Origin of the sequence: Pseudomonas sp., from assembly GCF_030147005.1 — a bacterium.
Classification (GTDB): Bacteria; Pseudomonadota; Gammaproteobacteria; order Pseudomonadales; family Pseudomonadaceae; genus Aquipseudomonas.
In genome coordinates this window covers 124,395-143,125 of sequence record NZ_JASLAW010000095.1, presented here as the reverse complement: position 1 = coordinate 143,125, position 18,731 = coordinate 124,395, and the positions used below count along the sequence as shown (strand labels likewise).

General features: G+C 61.6%; 16 protein-coding genes. 8 read left to right on the top strand and 8 right to left on the bottom strand.

Annotation, left to right across the window (positions count from 1 at the left end; all coding sequences use genetic code 11):
- Nucleotides 1–193: 193 nt before the first annotated feature.
- The 3 genes from Q1V60_RS09335 to Q1V60_RS09325 all read right to left on the bottom strand — a co-directional run bounded on the left by Q1V60_RS09335 (nt 194) and on the right by Q1V60_RS09325 (nt 3,215).
- Entirely contained in the window at nt 194–1,159 is a 966-nt protein-coding gene (locus tag Q1V60_RS09335; protein ID WP_300629541.1) for an L-carnitine dehydrogenase, read from the bottom strand.
- 148 nt (nt 1,160–1,307) lie between these two features.
- Nucleotides 1,308–2,195 carry a 3-keto-5-aminohexanoate cleavage protein gene (locus Q1V60_RS09330; RefSeq protein ID WP_300629539.1) on the bottom strand — a complete coding sequence of 296 codons (888 nt, stop codon included), beginning with the start codon at nt 2,193–2,195 and terminating at the stop codon, nt 1,308–1,310.
- 75 nt (nt 2,196–2,270) lie between these two features.
- A complete protein-coding gene (locus Q1V60_RS09325; RefSeq protein ID WP_300629538.1) occupies nt 2,271–3,215 on the bottom strand; it encodes a choline ABC transporter substrate-binding protein in 945 nt (314 codons plus the stop codon).
- A gap of 190 nt (nt 3,216–3,405) precedes the next feature.
- On the opposite strand from Q1V60_RS09325, the gene Q1V60_RS09320 reads away from it, so the two are divergent.
- The gene (locus tag Q1V60_RS09320) at nt 3,406–4,350 is read left to right on the top strand and encodes a GlxA family transcriptional regulator (RefSeq protein WP_300629548.1); all 945 of its coding nucleotides are present in this window, start codon (nt 3,406–3,408) and stop codon (nt 4,348–4,350) included.
- An 84-nt stretch (nt 4,351–4,434) separates the two neighbouring features.
- On the opposite strand, the gene Q1V60_RS09315 is transcribed toward Q1V60_RS09320, so the two are convergent.
- Together Q1V60_RS09315 and Q1V60_RS09310 are read right to left on the bottom strand one after the other, a co-directional pair.
- A complete protein-coding gene (locus Q1V60_RS09315) occupies nt 4,435–4,851 on the bottom strand; it encodes a DUF3010 family protein (protein ID WP_300629537.1) in 417 nt (138 codons plus the stop codon).
- A 40-nt stretch (nt 4,852–4,891) separates the two neighbouring features.
- On the bottom strand, nt 4,892–5,293 hold the full coding sequence (locus tag Q1V60_RS09310; protein ID WP_124372102.1) for a lysozyme inhibitor LprI family protein: 402 nt from the start codon (nt 5,291–5,293) through the stop codon (nt 4,892–4,894).
- Between the two features lie 218 nt (nt 5,294–5,511).
- On the opposite strand from Q1V60_RS09310, the gene Q1V60_RS09305 reads away from it, so the two are divergent.
- The 6 genes from Q1V60_RS09305 (at nt 5,512) to Q1V60_RS09280 (ending at nt 13,255) form a co-directional block, all read left to right on the top strand.
- On the top strand, nt 5,512–6,489 hold the full coding sequence (locus tag Q1V60_RS09305) for a dipeptidase (RefSeq protein ID WP_122716685.1): 978 nt from the start codon (nt 5,512–5,514) through the stop codon (nt 6,487–6,489).
- Between the two features lie 56 nt (nt 6,490–6,545).
- Nucleotides 6,546–7,076: a DUF5943 domain-containing protein gene (locus Q1V60_RS09300; RefSeq protein WP_300629535.1), complete on the top strand. Its 531-nt coding sequence runs from the start codon at nt 6,546–6,548 to the stop codon at nt 7,074–7,076.
- A 15-nt stretch (nt 7,077–7,091) separates the two neighbouring features.
- Nucleotides 7,092–9,152, top strand: a complete 2,061-nt coding sequence (gene dgcA / locus Q1V60_RS09295) for a dimethylglycine demethylation protein DgcA (protein ID WP_300629533.1) — start codon at nt 7,092–7,094, stop codon at nt 9,150–9,152.
- A 158-nt stretch (nt 9,153–9,310) separates the two neighbouring features.
- The gene (dgcB, locus tag Q1V60_RS09290) at nt 9,311–11,254 is read left to right on the top strand and encodes a dimethylglycine demethylation protein DgcB (protein WP_300629531.1); all 1,944 of its coding nucleotides are present in this window, start codon (nt 9,311–9,313) and stop codon (nt 11,252–11,254) included.
- The gene (locus Q1V60_RS09285) at nt 11,254–12,474 is read left to right on the top strand and encodes an electron transfer flavoprotein subunit alpha/FixB family protein (RefSeq protein ID WP_300629528.1); all 1,221 of its coding nucleotides are present in this window, start codon (nt 11,254–11,256) and stop codon (nt 12,472–12,474) included. The genes dgcB and Q1V60_RS09285 overlap by 1 nt, the downstream gene beginning before the upstream one ends.
- A gap of 10 nt (nt 12,475–12,484) precedes the next feature.
- A complete protein-coding gene (locus tag Q1V60_RS09280; protein WP_300629526.1) occupies nt 12,485–13,255 on the top strand; it encodes an electron transfer flavoprotein subunit beta in 771 nt (256 codons plus the stop codon).
- Between the two features lie 1,261 nt (nt 13,256–14,516).
- Here Q1V60_RS09280 and gbcA read toward each other — a convergent pair.
- Nucleotides 14,517–15,812, bottom strand: a complete 1,296-nt coding sequence (gene gbcA / locus Q1V60_RS09275; protein ID WP_300629525.1) for a glycine-betaine demethylase subunit GbcA — start codon at nt 15,810–15,812, stop codon at nt 14,517–14,519.
- 282 nt (nt 15,813–16,094) lie between these two features.
- Between gbcA and gbcB the strand changes: the two genes are divergently transcribed.
- Nucleotides 16,095–17,195 (top strand): glycine-betaine demethylase subunit GbcB, encoded by a 1,101-nt coding sequence (gene gbcB, locus Q1V60_RS09270; protein WP_300629523.1) that lies wholly within the window; start codon nt 16,095–16,097, stop codon nt 17,193–17,195.
- Nucleotides 17,196–17,246: 51 nt separating this feature from the next.
- On the opposite strand, the gene Q1V60_RS09265 is transcribed toward gbcB, so the two are convergent.
- Complete coding sequence (locus tag Q1V60_RS09265; protein ID WP_300629522.1) at nt 17,247–17,450, bottom strand: hypothetical protein; 204 nt, start codon at nt 17,448–17,450, stop codon at nt 17,247–17,249.
- A gap of 193 nt (nt 17,451–17,643) precedes the next feature.
- The gene (locus tag Q1V60_RS09260; protein ID WP_300629520.1) at nt 17,644–18,684 is read right to left on the bottom strand and encodes a low specificity L-threonine aldolase; all 1,041 of its coding nucleotides are present in this window, start codon (nt 18,682–18,684) and stop codon (nt 17,644–17,646) included.
- Nucleotides 18,685–18,731: the final 47 nt, after the last annotated feature.

The following is an 18,731-nucleotide window of genomic DNA, read 5'->3' as shown; positions in this document are numbered from 1 at the left end:
GTCAGTTAAGCGCTAAAGCAGAAAAACCTGCGACCTGTGGCGAGGGAGCTTGCTCCCGCTGGACTGCGTAGCAGTCCCATTTTTGGGGCCGCTTCGCGCCCCAACGGGAGCAAGCTCCCTCGCCACAGGTCGCAGGTTTTTTCTGCTTTAGCGCTTAACTGACCGGCATTAAGGCAAGCCAGCTCCGACAGGGTTATTCGGCGAACGTCATGCCGTGTTTTTCCTTGGTGTTTTTGACTGCTTCCAATACCGCCAACAGACAATCATCACGATAGCGCTCCAGCGCCGAAATGCTGTGTGTGCCCAGTTGATCGCTTGTCCCCTCCACCACATCATCAATCAACTTGTCGGTCAGCTCCGGCGCCGGCAAATAGGTCCACGGCAACTGCAACGCCGGGCCGAACTGCGCCATGAAGTGGCGCATACCCGCATCGCCACCGGCCAGCGTGTAGGTGAGGAACGTGCCCATGAACGACCAGCGCAGCCCGGCGCCAAAGCGAATCGCATCGTCGATTTCGCCGGTGGTGGCCACGCCATCGTTGACCAGGTGCAGCGCCTCGCGCCACAGCGCTTCGAGGAGTCGGTCGGCAATAAACCCAGGCACTTCCTTGCGCACGTGCAGTGGGCGCATGCCGAGGGATTCATACACCTTGATCGCGGCCTGGATCGCCTCCGGCGCGGTGCGCTTGCCGCCCACCACTTCCACCAGCGGCAACAGGTAAACCGGGTTGAACGGGTGACCGACCACACAGCGTTCCGGATGGGTCGAACCCTCGTAAAACTCACTCGGCAACAGCCCGGACGTGCTCGAGCCGATCAACGCATTCGGCTTGGCCGCCGCGCTGATCTTGCTGTGCAATTGCAGTTTCAACTCCAGGCGTTCCGGGGCGCTTTCCTGGATGAAGTCGGCGTCCTTTACACACGCCTCAATCGTGGCGACAAAGCGCAAGCGGTCCTGCGAGGCACCGGGCGCCAAGCCCTGTTGCTCAAGGGCGCCCCAGGCGTTGGCGACACGTTGGCGCAGCGCCGCTTCGGCGCCGGGCGCCGGGTCCCAGGCCACTACGTCAAGGCCGTGGGCGAGGGCGCGTGCCACCCAACCGCTGCCGATGACGCCGCTGCCGAGGGCGGCGAAGGTTTTGATCTCGGTGATAAAGCTCATTGGCGACGGTCCTGAATAAATAATGATGAATGCCTGTGGGAACGGGCTTGCTCGCGAATGCGGTGGGTCAGTACCGAATGCATCTGCTGACACACCGCATTCGCGAGCAAGCCCGCTCCCACCGTTTTTGTCCGGTTTCGGCAGGGGGTCAGGCGCGTTTGGTCAGGCCCATCTTGATTCGGCCTTGCGCCGGGGTCATAACCCGCGCGCCCAGGCGGCTGAGGATTTCACTGGCGCGTTCCACCAACTGCCCATTGGTGGCGAGCACACCCTTGTCCAACCACAGGTTGTCTTCCAGGCCGACCCGCACGTTGCCGCCCAACAACACCGCCTGGGCAGCCATCGGCATCTGCATGCGGCCGATGCCAAAGCCGGCCCACACCGCGTCGGCGGGCAAGTTGTCGACCATAGCTTTCATGGTGGTGGTGTCGGCCGGAGCGCCCCACGGGATGCCCAGGCACAGTTGAAACAGCGGGTTGTCGAGCAGGCCTTCCTTGATCATCTGCTTGGCGAACCACAAATGGCCGGTGTCGAAAATTTCCAGCTCGGCCTTTACGCCCAGTGCCTGGATACGCTTGGCGCCGGCGCGCAATTGCGCGGGCGTGGACACGTAAATGGTGTCGCCATCGCCGAAGTTCAGGGTGCCGCAATCAAGGGTGCAGATTTCCGGCAGCAGTGCCTCGACGTGGGCCAGGCGCGTCAGCGGGCCGACCAGGTCGGTGCCCGGCCCAAACTCCATCGGCTGCTCACCGCCGCCGATCTCCAGGTCGCCGCCCATGCCGGCGGTGAGGTTGACGATGATGTCGATGTCGGCCTCACGGATGCGCTCCATCACTTCGCGGTACAGCGCCACGTCACGGCTGAACTTGCCGGTGTGCGGGTCACGCACATGGCAGTGCACCACGGTCGCGCCGGCCTTGGCGGCTTCCACGGCGGCGGCCGCGATTTGTTTGGGGGTGACCGGCACATGCGGGCTTCTGGCGGTCGTGTCGCCAGCACCGGTGAGTGCGCAGGTGATGATGACGTCGTGGTTCATGGGGCAGGTTCCTTACAGGCGTGGGGGGGCCGTTCGCAGCCGGTCGGGGGCTGCGAAACGGTGTTCCGGAAAAGGTTATTGGCGGGTCAGTTGCAGATTTTCCGCAGCCGGTTTGCCGTCGAAGGTGGTCACACCTTTCAGCCAGCGCGCCTGGTCTTGCGGGTGATCCTTGAGCCACTGCCTGGCCGACTCGACGGGGTCTTTGTGATCCAGTAACGGCTGCATCATCCGGCTCTCATCGGCGGCGGTGAAGGTCAGGTTGGTCAGCAGCTTGTGCACGTTGGGGCATTGTTCGGCGTAGGCCGGCGCGGTGACTGTCCACACGGTCGCCATGCCTTCGTTCGGGCCCAGGGCGTCGTCACTGCCGGTGAGGTAAGTCATGGCGACGTTGACGTTCATCGGGTGCGGCGCCCAGCCGAAAAACACCACGGGCTCCTTGCGCCGTACGGCGCGGTCCACGGCGGAGAGCATGGCGGCTTCGCTGGATTCGACCAGCTGGAATTTGCCCAGGCCGAACTGGTTCTTGGCGATCATTGCCTTGATCTGGGTGTTGGCGCCCGAGCCCGGCTCGATGCCGTAGATCTTGCCGCCCAGCTCTTTTTCGAACCGTGCGATATCGGCGAAGGTTTTCAGGCCCTTGTCCGCCAGGTAAGTCGGCACGGCAAGGGTGGCGCGGGCGTCTTCCAGGCTCGGTTTGTCGAGCACTTTGACTTGCCTGGCCTCGACGAACGGCGTGATGGTCTGGGTCATCAACGGGTTCCAGTAGCCCAGGAACAGGTCCAGGCGCTGGTCGCGGATGCCGGCGAAGATGATCTGCTGGGACGCGCTGGTTTGTTTGGTCTTGTAGCCGAGGCCATCGAGCAGTACTTGGGCCATGGCACTGGTGGCGATCACGTCGGTCCAGTTCACCACGCCCAGGCGCACGTTCCGGCATGAAGCGGCGTCCGCTGCCATGACGTGGGTGCTCAAAATAGCGCTGACGCTGAGTGCAAGCACGCTGCGGCTGATCAGTCGGTTCATGGTGAATCCCTCGGCAGGTCGTTATTGTGGGGCCGGCGTCTTGTGCGCCGTGGGGCCAAGTTACGCAGCTTGGCGGGCGACAAAGCGCACGGCGGCGACCCGCTTTTGCACTGCAGCGACCTGCCCCTTGAATCCACCCATGAACGGGAGTATCACAGTGCCACGCTGCCGGCCCGACGAGAGCGCCACCATGCCCCAGGATTTCTACTTTCTACTGATGCCGGGGTTCTCGGCCATTGGCTTTATCTGCGCCCTGGAGCCGCTGCGGGTGGCTAATCGCTTCCGTGGCGAGCTGTACCGCTGGCACATATTGAGCGCCGATGGCGGCGCGGTGCTGGCGAGCAATGGCATGTCGGTCAATGCCGACGCCGCGTTGGAACCCCTGAAGAAAGGCGCAACGCTGCTGGTGGTGGCCGGCTTCGAGCCGCTGCAGTTCGCCACGCCTGCGCTGCAACATTGGCTGCGCCGTCTGGACCACGACGGCGTAACCCTCGGCGCAATCGACACCGGCGCCTGTGTGCTGGCCGAAGCGGGCCTGCTTGATGGCCATCGCCTGACCTTGCACTGGGAAGCCATCGATGCGTTCAAGGAATCCTATCCGCACCTGAGCGTCACCCAGGAACTGTTCGAGATCGACCGCCGTCGCATCACTTGCGCCGGCGGCACCGCGTCCATCGACCTGATGCTCGACCTGATCGCCCAGGCCCACGGCCCGGACTTGGCGATCCAGGTCTCCGAACAGTTCGTGCTGGGCCGCATCCGCCCGCGCAAGGATCACCAGCGCATGCAGATCGCCACGCGCTACGGCATCAACAACAAAAAGCTGGTGCACGTGATCGGCGAAATGGAACAACACACCGAGCCGCCGCTGAGCACATTGGCCCTGGCCGAAGCGATCAAGGTCACCCGTCGGCAGTTGGAGCGGCTGTTTCGCCTGCACCTGAACGACACACCGAGCAACTTCTACCTCGGCCTGCGCCTGGAAAAAGCCCGGCAGTTGTTGCGCCAGAGCGACCTGAGTGTGCTTGAGGTGAGCATCGCGTGCGGGTTTGAATCGCCGTCGTATTTCACCCGAAGTTACCGGGCCAGGTTTGCAAAGTGTCCGAGGGAGGATCGGCGACGTGAGGCGGTTTGATCATTTTTTAGCCAGTTATAGTGCCGACTGTCATTTATAGTCGTTTCCATAATTGGGTATAAATCTCAGTTTCACGGCTGTGGCTTATTTTTTTACCAGCGCCGAGCACGCTGCCTTGAACGCCTCATGCTGATACTTGTTCAGCGTCGTCGGCAGGTCAAAGGTGTGCTTCTTGTTCTGCGCATTGATGGTCTGCGGCGACAGCAGCGTCACCTCCACCCCGTCCAACAACTGAAACACGCCTTCAATTTTGAACGTCGTCGGGCCACCGGCGAATTCGCCTTTCTTGCTGCGCTTCTTGATCGCAATACGGGTGATGGCGTTTGCCTGCACGAACGCCTTCACCTGGGCGGCGAAGGCTTTGACGTTGGCGGCTTCGTCGTCGTCCTCGAGGGCGATTTTCTTGGTGGCCAGGGCGACGTGGGTCAGCGCCTGGTTGTCCAGCGAGGCGACGGCGATGATGGCTTCGCTGCCTTTGATTTCGATGCCGCAGAGGGTCATGAGTGGCCTTGGTTCAGAGTGAAAGTGGTGGGATTGTCGCTTATTCCTGCCCAATCGACTCCAAAAACTCAGACCGCTCGTCACTCATTCGCGCCAGGCAATCGTTCAGCGCAATCGCATAGGCCTTGGTCCCGGTTACGGCCGGGAAGGTGTCCACCGCGCAGTCGGCGTCACGCAATTTTTCCCATTTCTGCTGGGCGTCCTTCAGACGAGCGGTAATGTCCGCCAGTTTGGTCTTGTCGCTGCCGTAGGTCGAACCCATGCGTTCGAGCAACCCCTGATAGTTGTCCTTGAGCAGTTGCTCGGCGGTGGTTTTGTTGTAGGTGGCGCATTCGAGGGTTTGCTGGTCGTTCTCGATGCCGTCGCACGGCGTGCTGTCGGTGTCTTCGGCGGCGTGGACGCCGGTTGCGATGAGTGCCAAAGCCAGGAAAATCGATTTCATTGCGCCGTCTCATATCAGGTGATGCGGAATTCTGGCTCAAGCGTAAGACAAAGAACAGCCGCCAGTCAGACCTCTCTTCACAGCCTTTGTCGTGGATTGACGCTTTCGGCAATTCCCCTGTCGTTTTTGCACCCGGCTCCGTCGGCCCCTGGGCATATGCTGGCCCCAAAGCGCCGGCAGACGATTCGGCGCATGAATCGCCAATAAGGGGACGCCTGATGAGCCCAGCCGAGTTGCACGCCGACAGCATCGTTATCGACGGTCTGATTATTGCCAAGTGGAACCGCGACCTGTTCGAAGACATGCGCAAAGGTGGCCTGACTGCCGCCAACTGCACGGTGTCGGTGTGGGAAGGCTTCCAGGCCACGATCAATAACATCGTTGCCAGCCAGACCCTGATCCGCGAAAACAGTGACTTGGTGATCCCGGTGAAAACCACCGCCGATATTCGCAAGGCCAAGGAGCAGGGCAAAACCGGCATCATCTTCGGCTTCCAGAATGCCCACGCGTTTGAAGACCAGCTTGGCTATGTCGAGATCTTCAAGCAGCTCGGCGTCGGTGTGGTGCAGATGTGCTACAACACCCAGAACCTGGTGGGTACCGGCTGCTACGAGCGTGACGGCGGCCTGTCGGGTTTCGGACGCGAGGTCGTCGCCGAGATGAACCGCGTCGGCATCATGTGCGACCTGTCGCACGTCGGTTCCAAGACCAGCGAAGAAGTCATTCTCGAATCGAAAAAGCCGGTGTGCTATTCCCACTGCCTGCCATCGGGCCTTAAAGAACACCCGCGCAATAAATCCGATGAAGAACTCAAGTTCATCGCCGACCACGGCGGTTTTGTCGGTGTGACCATGTTCGCGCCGTTCCTGGCCAAGGGTATCGATTCGACCATCGACGACTACGCCGAGGCCATCGAATACACCATGAACATCGTTGGCGAAGACGCCATCGGCATCGGCACCGACTTCACCCAGGGCCATGGCCAGGATTTCTTCGAAATGCTGACCCATGACAAGGGCTACGCACGCCGCCTGACCAGCTTCGGCAAGATCATCAACCCGCTGGGCATCCGCACCGTGGGCGAGTTTCCCAACCTCACCGAAACCCTGCTCAAACGCGGCCACCCCGAGCGCGTGGTGCGCAAGATCATGGGCGAGAACTGGGTCAATGTCTTGAAGGACGTCTGGGGCGAATAAGCCAGCCCGACACCCACCGGCAACACCACTACGAATTTTTCTGGAGTTAAGTTTCCATGGCCAAGATCGCCCCGCAATTGCCAATCGAAGTCGACAGCGAAACCGGTGTCTGGACCTCCGACGCCCTGCCCATGCTGTACGTGCCACGCCATTTCTTCGTCAATAACCACATGGGCATCGAAGAAGTGCTGGGCGCCGACGCCTACGCCGAAATCCTCTACAAGGCCGGCTACAAATCCGCCTGGCACTGGTGTGAAAAAGAAGCCGAATGCCACGGCCTGGAAGGCGTGGCGGTGTTCGAACACTACATGAAGCGCCTGTCGCAACGCGGCTGGGGCCTGTTCAAGATCCAGGACATCGACCTCGACAAAGGCACCGCCAGCGTCACGCTCGAGCACTCGGCCTTCGTCTATGTGTACGGCAAGGTCGGGCGCAAAGTGGACTACATGTTCACCGGCTGGTTTGCCGGCGCCATGGACCAGATTCTTCAAGCGCGCGGCAGCAAGATTCGCACTGTTGCCGAGCAAGTGTACGGAGGCTCCGAAGAGGGCCACGACGACGGTTTGTTCACCGTCAAGCCGTTGTAAGCCGAGGACCGTGCCATGGCTTTCGAAGCAATGTTTGCGCCGATTCAGATCGGCAAACTGACCATCCGCAACCGCGTGCTCAGTACTGCCCACGCCGAGGTCTATGCGACCGACGGCGGCATGACCACCGACCGCTATGTGAAGTACTACGAAGAGAAAGCCAAGGGCGGTATTGGCCTGGCGATCTGCGGCGGCTCCTCGGTGGTGGCCATCGACAGCCCCCAGGAATGGTGGAGCTCGGTGAACCTGTCTACCGACCGGATCATCCCGCACTTCCAGAACCTGGCCGACGCCATGCACAAGCATGGCGCCAAGATCATGATCCAGATTACCCATATGGGCCGTCGCTCGCGTTGGGACGGCTTCAACTGGCCGACCCTGATGTCGCCGTCCGGCGTGCGTGAGCCGGTGCATCGCGCCACCTGCAAGACCATCGAGCCGGAAGAGATCTGGCGCGTGATCGGCAACTACGCCCAGGCCGCGCGCCGTGCCAAGGCCGGTGGCCTGGACGGGGTGGAATTGTCCGCCGTGCACCAGCACATGATCGACCAGTTCTGGAGCCCGCGGGTCAACAAGCGTACCGACGAATGGGGCGGCAGCTTCGAAGGCCGCATGAAGTTCGGCCTGGAAGTGTTGAAGGCGGTGCGCGCCGAAGTGGGTGACGACTTCTGTGTGGGCATTCGCCTGTGCGGTGACGAGTTCCACCCGGACGGCCTGTCCCATGAGGACATGAAGCAGATCGCCAAGTATTACGACGACACCGGCATGCTCGACTTCATCGGCGTGGTGGGCTCGGGTTGTGATACGCACAACACCCTCGCCAACGTGATCCCGAACATGAGTTACCCGCCGGAGCCGTTCCTGCACCTGGCGGCCGGTATCAAGGAAGTGGTGAAAGTCCCGGTGCTGCACGCGCAGAACATCAAGGACCCGAACCAGGCCACGCGCATTCTGGAAGGCGGCTATGTGGACATGGTCGGCATGACCCGCGCCCATATCGCCGACCCGCACCTGATCGCCAAGATCAAGATGGGCCAGATCGACCAGATCAAACAGTGCGTCGGCGCCAACTATTGCATCGACCGCCAGTACCAGGGCCTGGATGTGCTGTGCATCCAGAACGCCGCGACCTCCCGTGAATACATGGGCGTGCCGCACATCATCGAGAAGTCCACCGGGCCCAGGCGCAAAGTGGTCGTGGTGGGGGCAGGCCCTGCCGGCATGGAGGCTGCGCGTGTCGCCGCCGAACGCGGCCACGATGTGACCCTGTTGGAAAAGAAAGAGTTTATCGGCGGGCAGATCACCACGGCCTCCAAAGCGCCGCAGCGTGACCAGATCGCCGGTATCACGCGCTGGTACCAATTGGAACTGGCGCGCCTGAAAGTCGACCTGCGCCTGGGCGTGGCGGCCGATGCCGAGACCATTCTGGATCTGCGTCCGGACGTGGTGGTGCTGGCCGTCGGTGGGCATCCGTTCATCGAACAGAACGAGCACTGGGGCGCGGCCGAAGGGTTGGTGGTCAGCAGTTGGGACGTGCTCGACGGCAAAGTCGCGCCGGGCAAGAACGTGCTGGTGTACGACACCATTTGCGAGTTCACCGGCATGTCGGTGGCCGACTTCCTGGCCGACAAAGGCTGCCAGGTGGAAATCGTCACCGATGACATCAAGCCGGGCGTGGCCATCGGCGGCACGTCGTTCCCGACGTACTACCGCAGCATGTACCCCAAGGAAGTGATCATGACCGGCGACATGATGCTGGAAAAGGTCTACCGCGAGGGCGACAAGCTGGTGGCGGTGCTGGAGAACGAATACACCGGGGCCCAGGAGGAGCGGGTGGTCGACCAAGTGGTGGTGGAGAACGGCGTGCGTCCGGACGAGGCCATTTACTACGCGCTCAAGGAAGGTTCGCGCAACAAGGGCCAGATCGACGTCGAAGCCTTGTTTGCGATCAAGCCGCAGCCGTGCCTGAGCGAATCGGGTGACGGGTACTTGCTGTTCCGCATCGGTGACTGCGTGGCCCAGCGTAATACCCACGCTGCGATCTATGACGCCCTGCGCTTGTGCAAGGATTTCTGACTCGCACGCGGTCAAAAAATGTGGGAGCGGGCCTGCTCGCGAAGACGGTGTGTCAGTCGGCACATCCGGTGGCTGACCCACCGCTTTCGCGAGCAAGCCCGCTCCCACATTCGGGGCCGGTTTCACAGTAGACCCGCGTGGTCTTTGGGAGCTTCACCATGTTGAACACCCTTCTTCCCATCCTGCTCTTCGCCGCCCTGGGCCTTGCCGCCCTCGGCGCTCTGCGCCGGGTGAACATGTGGCGCCGCGGCCGAGCCTCCAAAGTCGATTTACTCGGCGGCCTGCTGGCCATGCCCAAGCGCTACATGGTCGACCTGCACCACGTGGTCGCCCGCGACAAATACATCGCCAACACCCACGTCGCCACGGCGCTGGGCTTTGTGCTGTCGGCGCTGCTGGCGATCCTGGTGCACGGGTTCGGCCTGCACAACCGCATCCTGGGCTACGCCTTGCTGCTGGCCTCGGTGCTGATGTTTGTCGGTGCGATCTTCATGTACCTGCGCCGTCGCAACCCGCCCGCACGCCTGTCCAAAGGCCCCTGGATGCGCCTGCCGAAAAGCCTGATGGCGTTCTCGGTGAGCTTTTTCCTGGTGACTTTGCCGGTGGCCGGGTTGCTGCCGGCTGAATTCGGCGGTTGGCTGCTGGCTGCGCTGCTGAGCGTGGGTGTGCTGTGGGGCGTGTCCGAAATGTTCTTCGGCATGACCTGGGGCGGCCCGATGAAACACGCCTTCGCCGGTGCCTTGCACCTGGCCTGGCACCGCCGCGCCGAGCGCTTTGGTGGCGGGCGCTCCACCGGTTTGAAACCGCTGGACCTCAGCGACAAGACCGCGCCGCTGGGAGTGGAAAAGCCCAAGGATTTCACCTGGAACCAACTGCTCGGTTTCGACGCGTGCGTGCAGTGCGGCAAGTGCGAAGCCGCCTGCCCGGCGTTCGCCGCCGGCCAGCCGCTGAACCCCAAAAAGCTGATCCAGGACATGGTGGTCGGCCTGGCCGGCGGCACCGATGCCAACTTCGCCGGCAGCCCGTACCCGGGTAAACCCATCGGCGAACACGGCGGCAACCCGCACCAGCCGATCGTCAACGGCCTGGTGGACGCTGAAACCCTGTGGTCGTGCACCACCTGCCGTGCCTGTGTGGAAGAGTGCCCGATGATGATCGAGCACGTGGACGCGATCGTTGATATGCGCCGCCACCTCACCCTGGAGAGAGGCGCGACGCCGAACAAGGGTGCCGAAGTGCTGGAAAACCTGATCGCCACCGACAACCCCGGCGGCTTCGCACCGGGCGGTCGCCTGAATTGGGCGGCGGATCTGAACTTGCCGTTGCTCAGCGACAAAGGCAGCGCCGAGGTGCTGTTCTGGGTCGGCGACGGCGCGTTCGACATGCGCAACCAACGCACCCTGCGCGCGTTCGTCAAAGTGCTCAAAGCGGCCAATGTCGACTTCGCGGTACTTGGCCTGGAAGAACGCGACAGCGGTGATGTGGCGCGGCGCCTGGGCGACGAAGCGACCTTCCAGCTGTTGGCGGCACGCAATATCCAGACCCTGGCCAAATACACTTTCAAACGCATCGTCACCTGCGACCCGCACAGTTTTCATGTGCTGAAAAACGAGTACGGCGCCTTCAACGGCAACTACGTCGTGCAGCACCACAGCACCTTTATGGCCGAGCTGATCGGCGACGGCGCGCTGAACCTGGGCCAGCACAAAGGCAGCAGCGTGACCTACCACGACCCGTGCTACCTGGGGCGCTACAACGGTGAATACGAGGCGCCGCGCCAAGTGCTGCGGGCGTTGGGGATCGAGGTCAAGGAGATGCAACGCTCGGGCTTCCGTTCACGCTGCTGCGGCGGCGGTGGTGGTGCACCGATCACTGACATTCCCGGCAAGCAACGCATCCCGGACATGCGCATGGAAGACATCCGCGAAACCGGTGCCGAACTGGTGGCCGTCGGTTGCCCGCAATGCACCGCGATGCTCGAAGGTGTGGTCGAGCCGCGCCCGTTGATCAAGGACATTGCCGAACTGGTGGCCGACGCCTTGCTTGAAGACGCCGCGCCGGTCAAAGCTCCAATCAAGCGTGAACCTGCGGAGGTGCATTGATGAGCGACATTATCCGCCGCGACCCTCGAGCCGAATGGATCGCACGTAACCGCCTTCATCCCCTGCACGCGGCCATGCAGCCCGCGCAACACAGCTGGATGGGCCCCAACGGGGTTATCCGCAAGAACGTGCATGGCGTGGGTTTTATCGGCCCCAACGGGATCAAGCGTATCGACCGCAGCGGCGCCCAGCAGGGTGGCGCGGCCAGGCGCACGGCGGCGGTCGAGGTGCAGTTGCCGCTGCACCAGATTGCGGCTCCGGCGTTTTACATCAACGTGGTGCCCGACATGGTCGGCGGCCGCCTGAGCAGTCACGACCGCGACTTGCTCGGCCTGGCGCGCCAGCTTGCCGGCACCGACGGCGCCGTGCTGGCGGTGGTGTTTGGCGAGCATAAAGAAAGCTCGTTCGCGACAGCCGGCGTGGATCGCCTGCTGGTGCTGGAGGGCCAGGCGTTCGACGGCTATTCACCGGAGCAACGTGTGCAGGGCCTGCGCGCTGTGGATAACCAGTTCAACCCACGCCACTGGCTGCTGCCGGACAGCCGCAGCGGCGGCGGCGAGTTGGGCCGCCGGTTTGCCGCCAGCCTCAAGGAGCGCCCGGCCACGCGGGTGTGGCAGATCAAAGGGGAGACGTGTATCGGCCGCGCCGGTGCGGGCCAGGAAGACCTGGCCCGGCCGCTGCCACGCTTGATCCTCGCGGCCGCCGAATGTGCCGACCCGGTCAGCGAAACACGCCATGAAGTATTACCCGTGGAGTTATCCACAGCCCTGGCCCGCAGCCTGCCGCGTATCGAAGACCTCGGCGCCGTGGCGGTGGACCCGGCGGCGATTCCCATGGCCGAATCGGAATTCATTTTCTCCGGCGGCAACGGCGTCAAGGACTGGGCCCTGTTCCACCAGGCCGCCGCGGCCCTGGGCGCTACGGAAGGCGCGTCGCGGGTTGCAGTGGACGATGGCTACATGGCGCGTGACCGCCAGGTCGGCGCCAGCGGCACCTGGGTCACGGCACGGGTGTACGTGGCCGTGGGCATTTCCGGGGCGATCCAGCACCTGCAAGGCATCGGCGCCTGCGACAAGGTGGTGGCGATCAACCTTGACCCTGGGTGCGACATGATCAAGCGTGCCGACCTGTCGGTGATCGGCGAAAGCGCCGCGATTCTGCAAGCCTTGATCGCTGCGGTCGAGGCCTACCGTAACGGCGCCAAGCGCGATGCAGCTTAGGGATATGACCATGACAACCAATGTAATCAGCCTGGTATCCGTCGGCGCCCATCCCACGTCCGGGCGTGCGCGCCGTGCCGAACAAGATGCGCGTGCGGTCGAACTGGGCCTGCAGATCGCTGGGGATAAGTTGCAGGTGCTGCACGCGGGCGACATCACCGAGCCGACGTTGCGCAGCTACCTGGGCATGGGTTTGCCGCACCTGCATGTGCTGGAGCAGCCGGCAGGTGGCGATGCGTTGCCGGTATTGAGTGACTACCTGCGCGACGCCGGTGCCCAGGTGGTGCTCGCCGGCAGCCAGGCGGAAACCGGTGAGGGGTCGGGCATGCTGCCGTTCCTGTTGGCCGAACAACTGGGTTGGCCGCTGATTGTGGGGCTGGCTCAAGTTGAGTCCATCGACGCCGGCGTGGCCCATGTGCTGCAAGCGTTGCCACGTGGCCAGCGGCGGCGTTTGAAGGTGCGCTTGCCGTTTCTGGCCACGGTGGATAACGCCGCGCCCAAGGCGCGCCAGAGTGCCTACGGCCCGGCGCAACGTGGCGAGCTGGCGGCCCATGAAGTGGAAGTTGAACAGGACGAGTTATTCACAGGGGCGCTGCTGCAACCCGCCAAGCCTCGGCCCAAGCGCCTCAAGGTCATCAAGGCCAAGAGCGGCGCCGACCGCATGAAGGCGGCAACGGCCAAAGCCAGCGGCGGCGGTGGGCAAGTGCTCAAGGGCCTCAGCCCCGAGGCGGGCGCCCAAGCCATTCTGAAGTTACTGATAGAAGAGGGCGTTGTACGCTGAGCCCCGTTGAAGGGGGCAGGCCTGTTAAGCGTAAATCCCTGTGGGAGCGGGCTTGCCGTAATGCCAGTCAGTTAAGAAGAAACGCTTTACCGTGGCGAGGGAGCTTGCTCCCGCTGGGCTGCATAGCAGTCCTATTTTCCGGGGCCGCTTCGCGGCCCAGCGGGAGCAAGCTCCCTCGCCACAGGTTAACGGTTGCCCGCTCTGGCGCTTAATTGACTGGCATTAGGGCTTGCCGACCAAAGCGGTAGGTCAGTCAACATCACTGTTTGCCGGGCCGACGTCTTCGCGAGCAAGCCCGCTCCCCCAATTGATCTTCGTTGCTTTGAGCATTGCGTTCGCTCCCACCTCTGCCGTTTACCCACAATCCCTGTTGATCCGCCTGTGGATAACCTGTTTGCGGTTGTCCACACCCCCTGTGCAGCACGTCCTGCAGCCCTCTGTACGAAAAATAACCAGCCTAACTTACGGTTTTAGCTGGGTTTTTTCTGAGCGGATGAACAGACTTGCCCCCAAAGTCTGTTGGCGCTTCTGTGGATAAGATGTTCGCTGTCGGCTACAGGCCTTATAAATAGAGGGCCTGCTCCACATGATCAAAATATGATCAATCATCCTGTTTAAGCCTGTGAAAAGCCCTGGATGCCACGATTTATGCAGGCTTGACGCGGTTTTCCACAGCATGGGTAAAGTTGCCCCCAAAGTCTGTTGGCGCTTCTGTGGGTAAGATGTTCGCTGTCGGCTACAGGCCTTATAAATAGAGGCTGTGCTGCCCATGATCAAAATATGATCAATCATCGTGTTTAAGCCTGTGAAAGCCCTGGATGCCGCGATTTATGCAGGTTTGACGCGGTTTTGCACAGCGTAGGTAAAGTTGCCCCCAAAGTCTGTTGGTGCTTCTGTGGATAAGGTGTTCGCGTTCCGCTACAGGGCACGCAGCTATTGACGTTCAGCGGCCTGATCAAAAAACGATCAATAGCGGGCGGAACGCGGTGATTTGCATAAGTCACGGAATTTCTGGATTTAATTTGAAGCCGCAACGAACTTGCCCACAATTGCTGTGGGTGGCTTTGTGGATAAGTTGTTGGGTGAGGGCTGGAGATCAGAGCCCTCGTGGTCTCCAAGAGTTCTGATTAATTTTTGAACACCTGCGATGTCCGTGTGGGAACGGGCTTGCTCACGAATGCGGCGTGTCAGCCAATACACCAGCAAGCTGATCCACCGCATTCGCGAGCAAGCCCGCTCCCACATATTCGATCGTGTCAGGCTACTCGTGTGCCGCAACGCCTTTGAGGTAGGGCGCCGGTGCCGCGCCGAGGTTGTTGAGCATGCGCTCGCTGTACCAGTCCACAAAGTTCACCACACCGAACTCATAGGTCTTGGAGTACGGGCCCGGCTGGTAAGCGGTGGAGTTGATGCCGCGTTGGTTCTCTTCGGCCAGGCGACGGTCCTGGTCGTTGGTGGCGTCCCACACCTGGCGCATGCGGTCTACGTCGTAGTCCACGCCTTCGACCGCGTCCTTGTGCACGATCCACTTGGTGGTGACCATGGTTTCCTGGGCGCTGAGCGGCCACACGGTGAACACGATAATGTGGTCGCCCATGCAGTGGTTCCACGAGTGCGGCAGGTGCAGGATGCGCATCGAGCCCAGGTCGGGATTCTTGATGCGGCCCATGAGTTTGGCGCAGCCCTGCTTGCCGTCCAGGGTCATCGACACGGTGCCCTTGAGCAGCGGCATGCGCACGATGCGGTTACGCAGGCCGAAGCTGGCGTGGGCGTAGGGGATCTTCTCGGCATCCCAGGCGGCGGCCGATGCGGCGACGTGGTCCTTGAACGCCTGGTCGGCGCGTGGGTCCGTGACGTCATCCCATTCCAGCAGGGTTTTGAGCAGTTCGGGGTGCGACGCGTTGCAGTGGTAGCACTCGCGGTTGTTTTCCAGCACCAGCTTCCAGTTGGCTTTTTCGAACAAGGTGGTTTGAATCGCCACCTTGGTGTTTTCCATGTCGTAGGGTTCCATGTAGTGGTTGAGCGTCGACAGAAAGTCATCGATGGCCGGTGGGTTTTCGGCCAGGCTGATGAAGATGTAGCCGCCGGCGGTTTTCACGTTCACCGGCTTTAAACCGTACTGCTTCATGTCGAAATCGGCGCCCATCTCGGTGCCGGCAAACAACAGGCGACCGTCCAGTTCGTAGGTCCACTGGTGGTAGTGGCAGACGAGCTTGGCGACTTTGCCCTTGTCGCTGGTGCACAAGCGCGAGCCGCGATGGCGGCACACGTTGTGGAACGCGTGCACCACACCCTCGGCGCCACGGATCACGATGATCGGGTTCTTGCCCACTTGCAGGGTCAGGTAGTTGCCCTTGGCGGGGATTTCGCAGGTCATGCCGGCGATCAACCACTCTTTCTGGAAGATCTCCTGCATGTCGATATCGAACAGCCGCTCATCAGAGTAAAACGGCTGCGGCAGTGAATAAGTGCGCTCGCGCTCGTGCAGCATTTGCGCGGTGGCCTTGCGTGCGGGTTCCAGCGGATCGCCCAAGCTTAAGGTTGCGGTGACGTCCATCGTATGTGTCCTCGTGGCCATTCTGTGTGGCCGAGATAGGTGGCTACGGTTGTTGCGTTGCAAGGCGTAAAGAAAGCGTCTTCGTTGGGAGCGAGTGTGGGGCCGGCGTTGCGTCGAACCTTATCCATGGGCGACATGGCCCAATCTGATCCCGACGCGCAACCCCAGGTAGTTGGGGGCTGGTCGCCGTAAGTATGTGAATGTCGCAGATAGGTAAATGGGTGGTCCCGGCGTTACGCAGAATCGCCACCATAAGGCCGACGTCGGCGGTGGAGAACAATCATGTCTAGCAATTTCCTGAATCCGGTAACCACCCAGACCTGGGCCAATGGTCGGCACATCGTCCGTTGCGTCAAAGTCATCCAGGAAACCTGGGACGTGCGCACCTTCTGCTTCATGGCCGACCAGCCGATCCTGTTCTTCTTCAAGCCCGGGCAGTTCGTCACCCTGGAGCTGGAAATCGAAGGCCAGCCGATCATGCGCTCATACACGATCTCCAGTTCGCCCTCGGTCCCCTACAGCTTTTCGGTGACCATCAAGCGCGTACCGGGCGGGCGTGTCTCCAACTGGCTGCACGACACGCTGCATGAAGGCCAGGAACTGGCGGTGCACGGGCCGGTGGGGCTGTTCAACGCGATGGATTTCCCAAGCCCCAAAGTGCTGTACCTGAGCGGCGGCGTGGGCATCACGCCGGTCATGTCCATGGCACGCTGGTTCTACGACACCAACGCCAATGTCGACATGACCTTTGTCCACAGCGCCCGCTCGCCCAAAGACATCATTTACCACCGCGAGCTGGAACACATGGCCTCGCGGATCGACAACTTCAGCCTGCACCTTATTTGCGAGAAACATGGCCTGGGCGAACCCTGGGCCGGCTATCGCGGTTATTTGAACCACAAGATGCTGGAACTGATGGTGCCGGACTTCCTCGAGCGCGAAGTGTTCTGCTGCGGCCCTACGCCGTACATGAGCGCGGTGAAGCGTTTGCTGGAAGCCGCCGGTTTCGACATGGCGCGTTACCACGAAGAATCCTTCGGCGCGACGCCGCCGGAAGCCCGGGCCGATGCGGTGGAGCAAGCCGAGCAGGCCGCGGATGCGCCGGAAGTCGACTTGGCGGACCTGCATCAGGTGGAATTCATTGCGTCCGGCAAGAGCATCCGCGTGGCGCCGGGCGAAACGGTGCATGCCGCGGCGGCCAAGCTAGGCCTGTTGATCCCCAAAGCCTGCGGCATGGGCATCTGCGGCACCTGCAAGGTGATGAAGCTGGGCGGGGAGGTCGAGATGGAGCACAACGGCGGGATCACCGAAGAGGACGAAGCCGAGGGCTACATCCTGTCGTGCTGCAGTGTGCCGAAGGGTGATGTGCGCATCGACTTCTGACTCGATCGCCGATCGTTCCCACCTCCACATGGGAACGATCGGCGTGAAGGGTTACTGGGCGTAGATATGTACGACGAAATGCTGGCCTGAGGCTGTCAGTTCATAGGCTTTGTCGTAGATCTTCAGCGTCCTCGATGGCTCGCGGATGGTGTCGCCGACTTTTGCGTATTTCCTGAACTCGTCCCAGTCGATAACGGTGGTGGTGACCGTGTTGTCGTTTTGCAGAAGGGTGTTGACGTTGCTTTGATATTCCATGATTAAGCTCTCCATTGGATATGTCTTCCCCGCCGACTGTTCGGCAGGCGATAAACCCGGAAGGTGGCAGATATCGCTGCGTTTTCCTTGCCGGTTCCAAGAGGCTAGACACTGAAATTCCATTGCGCTGCTGTCAGAAATATCAAAAAACAGACTCGGCAATCGGCCAGCACGGGCTGGCCGGATTTCTACGTTAAGCGTTCATCACTTCCCTGATATCGGCCGCCAATTCTCTTACGCGCTCTTCTTCGGTATCCCACGCACACATGAACCGCGCGCCACCTTTGCCGATGAAGGTATAGAAGCGCCAGCCCTTGGCCGTCAGTGCCGCGATGGCCGGTTCCGAGAGTTGCAGGAACACGCCGTTGGCCTGCACCGGGAACATCAATTCCACGCCGGGAATATCCGCCACCAGGCTGCTGAGCAATTGCGCGCAGCGGTTGGCGTGGCGGGCATGCTTGAGCCAGGCGTCGTTTTCCAGCAAACCCACCCACGGCGCGGACAGAAAGCGCATCTTGGACGCAAGCTGGCCAGCCTGTTTGCAGCGGTAGTCGAAGTCTTCGGCCAGCTTATGGTTGAAGAACAGGATCGCTTCACCCACCGCCATGCCGTTCTTGGTGCCGCCAAAGCACAGCACGTCCACGCCGGCCTTCCAGGTCAGGTCGGCCGGCGAGCAGCCGAGAAACGCACAGGCGTTGGCGAAGCGTGCGCCGTCCATGTGCAGGTTCAGGCCCAGCTCTTTACAGGTGGCGCTGATGGCGCGGATTTCTTCCGGGGTGTAGACGCTGCCCACTTCGGTGGCCTGGGTGAGGGTGACCACGCGCGGTTTCGGGTAGTGAATGTCCTGGCGCTTGAGGGCGATCTCACGGATCGACTCCGGGGTCAGCTTGCCGTTTTCGGTGCGGGCAGTGAGCAGCTTGGAGCCGTTTGAAAAAAACTCTGGCGCGCCGCATTCGTCGGTCTCGACGTGGGCGGTTTCCGAGCAAATCACGCTATGGTAGCTCTGGCACAGCGAAGACAGCGCCAGGGAGTTGGCCGCGGTACCGTTGAAGGCGAAGAACACTTCACAGTCGGTTTCGAACAGATTGCGGAAACCGTCGGCGGCGCGGTGGGTCCACTCATCGTCACCGTAGGCGCGTTGATGGCCCTGGTTGGCTTGTTCCATGGCGGCCCAGGCTTCCGGGCAGATGCCGGAATAGTTGTCGCTGGCGAATTGTTGGCTCTTGTCGGTCATGGCCCATTCCTGTGGTCGATGTTGGTGCGCACTTTAACCAAGATTGG